9 protein-coding genes are annotated in these 7,667 nt (G+C 65.0%); 3 read left to right on the top strand and 6 right to left on the bottom strand.

Annotated elements, in window-relative coordinates; genetic code table 11:
* Nucleotides 1-56: 56 nt before the first annotated feature.
* From gspD to gspG, 5 genes are read right to left on the bottom strand one after another with little or no spacing between them, the layout of a single operon-like run.
* On the bottom strand, nt 57-2,366 hold the full coding sequence (gspD, locus tag HX811_RS08085) for a type II secretion system secretin GspD (RefSeq protein ID WP_177045496.1): 2,310 nt from the start codon (nt 2,364-2,366) through the stop codon (nt 57-59).
* Nucleotides 2,363-2,887 (bottom strand): type II secretion system protein GspM, encoded by a 525-nt coding sequence (gene gspM, locus HX811_RS08080; protein ID WP_177045494.1) that lies wholly within the window; start codon nt 2,885-2,887, stop codon nt 2,363-2,365. The genes gspD and gspM overlap by 4 nt, the downstream gene beginning before the upstream one ends.
* Nucleotides 2,880-3,992: a type II secretion system protein GspL gene (gspL, locus tag HX811_RS08075; protein WP_177045492.1), complete on the bottom strand. Its 1,113-nt coding sequence runs from the start codon at nt 3,990-3,992 to the stop codon at nt 2,880-2,882. The genes gspM and gspL overlap by 8 nt, the downstream gene beginning before the upstream one ends.
* On the bottom strand, nt 3,989-4,936 hold the full coding sequence (gene gspK, locus HX811_RS08070) for a type II secretion system minor pseudopilin GspK (RefSeq protein ID WP_177045490.1): 948 nt from the start codon (nt 4,934-4,936) through the stop codon (nt 3,989-3,991). The genes gspL and gspK overlap by 4 nt, the downstream gene beginning before the upstream one ends.
* Before the next feature lie 8 nt (nt 4,937-4,944).
* Nucleotides 4,945-5,382 carry a type II secretion system major pseudopilin GspG gene (gene gspG, locus HX811_RS08065; protein ID WP_003218660.1) on the bottom strand — a complete coding sequence of 146 codons (438 nt, stop codon included), beginning with the start codon at nt 5,380-5,382 and terminating at the stop codon, nt 4,945-4,947.
* Nucleotides 5,383-5,530: 148 nt separating this feature from the next.
* Here gspG and gspI point away from each other — a divergent pair, with 148 nt between their 5' ends.
* Nucleotides 5,531-5,929, top strand: coding sequence for a type II secretion system minor pseudopilin GspI (gspI, locus tag HX811_RS08060; protein WP_177045488.1), 399 nt, complete (start codon nt 5,531-5,533; stop codon nt 5,927-5,929).
* On the opposite strand, the gene HX811_RS08055 is transcribed toward gspI, so the two are convergent.
* Nucleotides 5,916-6,347: a type II secretion system protein N gene (locus HX811_RS08055; protein ID WP_177045486.1), complete on the bottom strand. Its 432-nt coding sequence runs from the start codon at nt 6,345-6,347 to the stop codon at nt 5,916-5,918. The two genes, gspI and HX811_RS08055, sit on opposite strands and share 14 nt — an antisense overlap.
* A gap of 85 nt (nt 6,348-6,432) precedes the next feature.
* Here HX811_RS08055 and gspH point away from each other — a divergent pair, with 85 nt between their 5' ends.
* Both gspH and HX811_RS08045 read left to right on the top strand, forming a co-directional pair.
* Nucleotides 6,433-6,885, top strand: a complete 453-nt coding sequence (gene gspH, locus HX811_RS08050) for a type II secretion system minor pseudopilin GspH (protein ID WP_008431410.1) — start codon at nt 6,433-6,435, stop codon at nt 6,883-6,885.
* Complete coding sequence (locus HX811_RS08045) at nt 6,878-7,474, top strand: type II secretion system protein GspJ (RefSeq protein ID WP_087695372.1); 597 nt, start codon at nt 6,878-6,880, stop codon at nt 7,472-7,474. The genes gspH and HX811_RS08045 overlap by 8 nt, the downstream gene beginning before the upstream one ends.
* Nucleotides 7,475-7,667: the final 193 nt, after the last annotated feature.

Below are 7,667 nucleotides of genomic sequence, written 5' to 3'. Positions count from 1 at the left end.
GAACCATAGGTGGCCGTTACCGCAGCAACGGATATGCCCCCCATCCAAACCCCAAATCACCGCGGCACCGCCCGAATCACCGCCCTAACCCCCTGCCCCCCGGGAATCGCCTTATCCACCGAAGGCAACTGCGGCGCCTGCACATCCGGCATCGCCCAGCTATGCTCCGGCTGCAACCCACCCTGGGCCCTGCGCATAAACTCATAGCGATTCAGCGTAATACTGCGCCCCGCCCCACCGTCACGAATAATGTAAGGCCGCAAAAACACCATCAAATTAGTCTTCGTCACACTGCGCTTTTCATTCCTGAACAACGCCCCCAACCCCGGAATATCCGACAACCAGGGCACCGCGTCATTGCTCTGGCTATACCCATCCTGCAACAGCCCGCCAAGTACCATGATCTGCCCGTCATCCAGCAAAATACTCGTATCAATCGCCCGCTTGTTCGTCACCGTCCCGGCATCCACCGAAGCCCGCGTGTCGACGCTGCTGACCTCCTGATAAATATCCAGCTTCACCGTCCCCCCCTCGGAAATCTGCGGCCGCACGTTCAGCTTCAGCCCCACTTCCTCGCGCTGCACCGTCTGGAACGGGTTGTTGCTCGTGCCGCCTCCGCCCGTCACATAACTGCCGGTGACAAACGGAATCGTCTGCCCCACAAAAATACTAGCCGCCTCGTTATCCAGGGTCAGCAGGTTCGGCGTCGACAACACATTGGTCCCGCCCTTGCTCTTCAACGCCCGGGCCAACACCTTGAGGTCCAGCACCTTGCCAATCCCCGGAATGTCCACCGAGCCATTCACCAGCCCGATGTTCAAACCCTTGGGCAACACATCAATGCTGGTCTTGCTGGTGGGGGTTCCATTCAAGCCGCTGCCCCCCAGGTTCACCCCGCCAAAGCCCCCCTTCCCGCCCAGGTTCCCCGCCTGCCACTGCACCCCGAACTCGCTGGCATCGTCCTCACCCACTTCGACGATCAGGCTCTCGATCACCACCTGAGCGCGACGCTGGTCGAGCATGTCGATCACCTCCCGCAGGTTGCGATACAGCGGGTCCGGCGCCGAGATCAGCAAGGTGTTGGTGGTGGCGTCCGCCTGGATCGTCACGCCACCGGCGCTGAACGCGGTGTTCTGGTCGTTGGGGGAAGAGGCGCCGATGCTGCTGGTGTCCTGCCCGTAACCACTGGGCTGGGCAGTGCCGCTGCCGGTGGGGGTGCCACTGCTGTTCTGGGTGTTGCCCTGGCCACCCTGGGTGTTGCCGCCCATGCTGCTCAACTTGCCCCGCGCATTGTCACTGGTACCGGTGTCGCTCTCGCCAGTGAGCAAGCCCCGCAGCGACTGCGCCAACTTGCCGGCCTGGGCGTTGCGCAGGTACACCACGTGCATATTGCTCGGGTTGCTCTGGGCGTTGTCGAGCTTGTAGATCAGGTTGCGCGCCAGTTCCGTGCGCTCCGGGCTGCCGGCGCGGATGATGATGGAGTTGGAGCGCGGGTCGCCAATCACGTTGATCTTCTGGGTCTGGTCGGCGCCCTGGGTTTCGAGGAGCTCCGAGACCATGGCGGCGATGTCCACGGCGATGCCGTTCTGCACCTTCACCACGTCGGTGTCGATGGCGCTCGGGGTGTCGATGCCGTCGATGATCTGTGCCACCCGCGCCAGGTTTTCCGCGTAGTCGGTGATCACGATGCTGTTGTTGCCGGGGTAGGCGTTGATCGGGTTGTTCGGCGACACGATCGGGCGCAGCACCGGGATCAGGTTCACCGCGTTTTCGTATTGCAGGCGGAAGGTGCGGGTCTGCATGCCCTGCCCGCCCGGGTTGGCGCCGCTGTAGATCGGCCCGCCCAGCAGCTTGGCGTCCGCCTCAGGCACCACCTGGGCCACGCCGCCTACGTCGACCACGCTGAAGCCCTGCATACGCAGCGCCGCCAGCAGCATGTCGTAGGCCTGGTGCGCCGGTACCTGGCCTTCGCTGACCAACGTGAGGTTGCCTTTGACACGCGGGTCCACCAGGAATTGCTGGCCGGTGGCGCGAGACAAGGCGCGCACCACCGCCTGGATATCGGCGTCGACGAAGTTCAGTTGTACCGGTTGATCACCCAGCGGGTTGCGCGCCCTGGCCGGTGCGGCGCCATGGCTGCGGGCGCTGTTGGTCACCGGGTGTTGCACCCGGGGTGGCGGCACGATTTCGCGCTGGCGGTCCAGTGGTGTGTCGCCGCTGCGCCGGGTGTCGGCCAGGGGTTGGCCGAGCTCGCTGTCCACCAGCAACGGCGCGGAGGATTGGGGGTTGCTGCACGCTCCCAGCGCCAACAAGAGCAAAGGGGCGACCTTGCGATAAGGCGCAGCGTTGGGCAATGACCACTTCATGAAGCTTCCTTAGCGCCAGGCGCCTGATCCATGCGAACGGTCCCGGACAAGGTGCCGGCCGAGTTTGAAGGGGTGGCCTCGCCTGCGCGTTGCAGGCGGGCCGCAGAGACTTCCAGGGAGAACGGCCGGGGGTTGGCCAGCAGCCAGTCGATCACCGCGTCCGCCGGGGCATCGTCGAAGGTCAGGCGCCAGCTGCCGGTGTCCTGCGGCTGCAATTGATAGCGGCCCTGCAACCCGGCGTTGTCGAGGGACTGGTGCAAGGCGGTTTCCAGGTCACTGCTGCGCGGGGCTGGGGCGACGCCTTGCAGCAGCACCTGCAAGGCCTCGGCCTGGCTGCGCAGTTTCGGGGTTTCGGCTTGCCAGTAGTCGATCTTCTTCAGCGGTGGCTGGATCAACAGCAACCAGGTCAGCAGGCCCGCCAGCACCAGGCCGGCACCCACCAACAGACGTTTTTCACGCATGGCCAGGCCGTTCCAGAACATCTGGGCCTGGCTGCGCAGAAGCTGCCAACGCTTATTCATCTTCGGCCTCATCGTCTGCATCGGCTTCAACGCGCTCGGTGAGCGGGCCGACTGTCCAGCCCTGGTCGTCGCGACGGGCGCTGAACCCGGCCTGGGCCAGCAGCGCCTGCGCGTCAGCGGCCAGCGCCGGGGTCCGGGCGTCGGGCAGCAGGCTCAGCTGCAGGCGGCCTTGCTCGTAGCTCAAGCTCTCGACGCTGCCCGCCATGGACGGCAGGCTGCTGCCCGCCAGCGCCAGCAAGCCGGTAAAGCGCTGCCCAGGTTCGGCCGCCGCGCCGCTCTGGCGTGCGGCCAGTTGCTGACGGGCTTGTTGCAGCGGGTTGAGAATCACCGGCAGTTCGGGGAAGGCCTGGCGTACTTGCTGGCTCATCTGCGCCTTGAGGCGTTGGCCTTCGTCGACCTGGCGGGCGGCGTAGAGGTTCAGGCCCAGGGCCCAGATGGCGACCGCCAGCGCCGTGCAGGCCGCCGCCCTGCCCCAGCCACCGGTGGCCGCCTGCTGGAGCCGACCGTGCAAACCCCAGCCAGGCGCGGTACCGCTCCAACGGGCATCGTCGGCCACATGGAGCACATCGACACCGGTGGCGAGCAGATCATCCAGCGCCTGCTGCCCCAGAGGGTGTACCGCGCCCTGCTGCAGGCTATGGCGCAGTAGCAAATGCCCGTCGCAGAAGGCTGCGCTCGCTGGCCCGCTGACCGGCAGCGCGTAGGGCGCCGGGTACAGGCCACGCACTTTGATTTGCAGCTGGGTCGTTATCCGGCCCAGGTGCTCAAGGCTGCTTTTGGGCAGCCAGCCGACCTGCACCAGGCCGCTGCTGTCCCGTGGACCGTGGGCCACATGCATCAATTCCAGCGGGCCGAGGATCAATGCCTGGGCCGCACAGGTCACTGCATCGTCGACCTTGGCGGAGGGCAATTGCGGCAGCTCCAGGCTGGTCAGCAAGCTGTCCCGTGGATGCAGAAAACACTCCGCCTGGGTATTCGCCCATTGCGCCAGGCGGCCCTCGCCCTGCTGGCTGACCTGCCCGGCGCGGTCCAGCCAGGCGAACTGCACCTGGCTCTCGGTGGTGAGTTCATCCAGCGGCGGCAAGCCGATGCGCAAACGCTTCATACGCCCACCCGCGACCAGATCACCTGGGGCTTACGGTCTTCCGGGCGATACAGCAACGCCTCCAGCGTGACCCGACGCTGCTCGCGGCGCGCCTGGCCGTGCACGCGAAACCACTCGCTGGTGATCCCCACCTGCACCGTGTCCACCGCGACTTGTGGCATGCGCAACCGGTTGACGAAATCCCCGCGATTGACAAACCAGCGCCCGCCGTCGCGCTCGGCCACCAGTGCCTGGGCCTGGGACAGGCTGAGCCCCGGTACCACGCTGCTGAGCACCTCGGCGCTGGCGGTATTGCCGTTGACCCAGGTATTGCCGGGCAGCACGCTGACATAGCTCGCCATGCGCCGCAGTTGGCGCGGGTCGAGGCCTTCGATACCGCTGAGGTCGGTGAGGCTGCGCAACATCGGGTACTTGGCCGGGATCAATGGCGCGGCGGCACCGGGCGAGGTATCCCGGCTGCTGTTGAAGCCGCCGGTGAGTGAGGCGCCGAGCTCGCGCTGGTCGTATGAGTCGATCACTCGCCGGCTGATGCGGCGACTCACGGCCGGCTCGATGCCGATCAACTGGCACAGGCGTTCGAAGCTCTGCAATTGCACGGCGTCCGGGTGTTGTTGGGTCACCAGGTTGCGCAGGTTGAACTTGCCCTGCTCATCCTCAATCCGCCCCTCGAAAGCACCGCCGAGGGGCCTTGCCCACGGTTGATCGAGCCGGGTCAACACGTCCTGGCGGCGCGCGTCCCACAGGAGCTGGCGACTGGTTTCCAGGCCGCCATTCAACAACCATTGGCCCTGGATACGCAGTTGTTCAGCTTCCAGGCTGCGGGTGAACACGGTTTGCCGGGTGAGCATGGCGCCGGCAAGCACCGCGACCACGGCCGCGATCAGCAAGGCACTGATAATCGCCATGCCGCGCTGCTTCGCCGCTGGGGGCGAATGGCTGTTCATCGCCGGCCCTACAACTGCCAGGAGCCGATATCGGCATTCACGCCGTCACCATCAGGTTTCCCGTCGGCGCCGAGGGAGAACACATCCACTTCGCCGTTGGCCCCGGGGTTGAGGTAGTGATACGGGTTGCCCCACGGGTCGTTGGGCAAGCGTTCGAGGTAGGCGCGCCAGTTGCTGTTTTTCGCATCGGCCGGGCGTTCCACCAGCACCTTCAAGCCCTGGTTCATGCTGGGATACGAGCCGTGGTCGAGGCGGTAGAGTTTCAGGGCCTGCATCAGCCCGCCAATGTCCTGCCGGGCCGCTGTGGCCCGCGCCTGGTCGGGGCGGTCGAGCACCTTGGGCACCACCAGCGCCGCCAGAATCCCCAGGATCACCACGACCACCATGATCTCGATCAGGGTGAAACCGCGCTGCCTGCGCGCTGACGTGAAGTGTGCGATATCCATGTCGACATTCCTTGGCTTGAGTGCATTTCGTGGCGCAGTGTTGCAAGAACACATGTCAGTCATGTTGAAAATCCTCGGGAGCTTTGGTCGCCAATCGGTCAACTCCCGGGGCTAGTCTGCGGGCCTGTTTCCCGGTTTTGAGTACGCCATGGGCGGGCCCCGCAACGAGCAAGGTTTCACCCTGATTGAAGTGTTGGTGGCACTGGCGATCATCGCCGTGGCCATGGCGGCGGCGGTACGCGTGGCCGGGCTGATGACCACCAGCAACGGCCTGCTGCGGGACAAGTCGATGGCGCTGCTGGCAGCCCAGGGTCGGATGGCGGAACTGCGCCTGGAAGGTCGGGTGAGCCCTGGGCGCAAGACGTTCGACTGCGACCAGGGCCGGCTGAAACTGCGTTGCGAACAGACCATCAGCAACGGGCCGGATGGGCGCCTGTTCCAGGTCAGCGTGCAGGTGCTGGACGCCACCCGTGAAGCGCCCCCCCTGGCACGCCTGGAGACACTGCTGGGGCGCCCGCCGGTGAAGCGCCCGGTTACTGCCGAATGAGGCTTGGCAACGCCGGCCCGTCGGGCAACTTGTCGAGGGGCACGCGGATTTTTTCCGCGCCGCGCTCGATCTCCACGCTATCGCCTTCAATGGCCGTCAGCCGCACGCCGGGGCTCAGGCGTTCACCCAACAAAAAGCTGCGGGGCGGGCCGTCGTTGAGACTGAGGATCGCCACCGCCCCACGCGCCCCGGCAAGCACCCCGGAGACCTTGATCTGCATCACCGCCGGGGTATTGGAAAACCATTGCACGGCGGGGTTGTCACTGCGAGCCGCCAACGCCTGGGGCGCGGCCTGCGGGGTGTGGGACTCGGCCGACGTGAGCAACAGCGGCGTCCAGGTCGCAACCCCTGCCAGCGCCGCCAGCAACGCCAAGGCCTGGACGCCATGGGCGGGTGAAAAACGATGGATGAATGCCATGGGCGGGACCTCCTGTTTGTCCGTCGCCTCAGGCTACAGGGCAATTCACACCTTTTTATTTCAGCGGTTGATCAGGGAGCAAAAAATGAAACAGCAGGGCTTCACGTTGATCGAGTTGATGGTGGTGCTGGTGATCATCGGCATCGCCAGTGCGGCCATCAGCCTGAGCATCAAGCCTGATCCGCTGCACCTGCTGCGCAAGGACGCGGAACGCTTGAGCCAATTGCTGCAGGTGGCCCAGGCCGAGGCGCGTGCCGATGGCCGGGCGATTACCTGGAAAGCCGATGCCAAGGGATTTCGCTTCAGCCGCGTGACCGATGATGGGCTGGGAGTGGAGAACTTCAGCGGCGATCAGCAACTGCGTCCGCGGGCCTGGGACAGTGCGCCGATGCAGGTGCGCATCGAGCCCGGGAAAACATTGGTGCTGGATGCTGAATGGGTGAACCCGCCGGTGCGGGTGGTGCTGTCGGATGGGCAATACAGCCTGAGCCTGCAACGGGATGCGGCGGGGTTGTTGCGGGTGGTGAGTCATGAGTGACCAGAAGGGTTTTACGCTGATCGAGGTGATGGTGGCGATCATGTTGATGGCGGTGGTCAGTGTGATTGCCTGGCGCGGGTTGGACAGTGTGACCCGGGCTGATCAGCATTTGCAGGCCAGCAGTGAGCAGACTGAGGTGTTGTTGCGGGCGCTGAACCAGATGCAGCTGGATGTGAGCTTGCGCGCGGGGGTTGAGTTGGGGCCGCCGATTGGCGAAGACGCGCCGAAGCCTGGCGGGTTGGCGGCGGTGTCGGTGAGGAGTTCGGATAGCAAAGGGTTTCGGTTGGAGGTGATCCGGAGTGCGCCGGTTCCTGGGGATGGGTTGCAACGGGTACGGTGGTGGCTCAAGGGCGACACGCTGTACCGGGCAGCTGCACCGGCGCGGGATCGGTATCCGCTGCCGGCGCCCAGGGATGCGGTGGCGGTGCTTGGGCAGGTCAGGGATTTGCAGGTGCGGGTTTGGGACAAGGGGTGGCGGCAGTTGAGTGGGAATCGGCAGGAGGAACCGCTGGGGATCGAGGTGGTTCTGGTGCGGGAGACGGGCCAGGGGGTGGAGCGGTATCGGCAGGTTTTGGGGCCCTTGCGGTAGGGCTTTTTGGGGTGGTGTACATATCCGTTATTTTTGTTATGGCTGATATGGGTTCCGCTCACTTTCGAAAAGCCGGAATGCCGGCCCAGTCAAAAGTAAGCAAAACGCTCTTGCCCCACCACTCGGCTCCTCGCCTAGGCTTGAGTGTTGAAGAGCAAAATCAAAAGCTACAGCGGGCACGGTCCAAATGTGG

Origin of the sequence: Pseudomonas sp. F8002, from assembly GCF_013385495.1 — a bacterium.
Lineage (GTDB): Bacteria > Pseudomonadota > Gammaproteobacteria > Pseudomonadales > Pseudomonadaceae > Aquipseudomonas.
The sequence above is the reverse complement of the archived record's forward strand: the minus strand, read 5'-3'. Positions and strand labels throughout refer to the sequence as shown.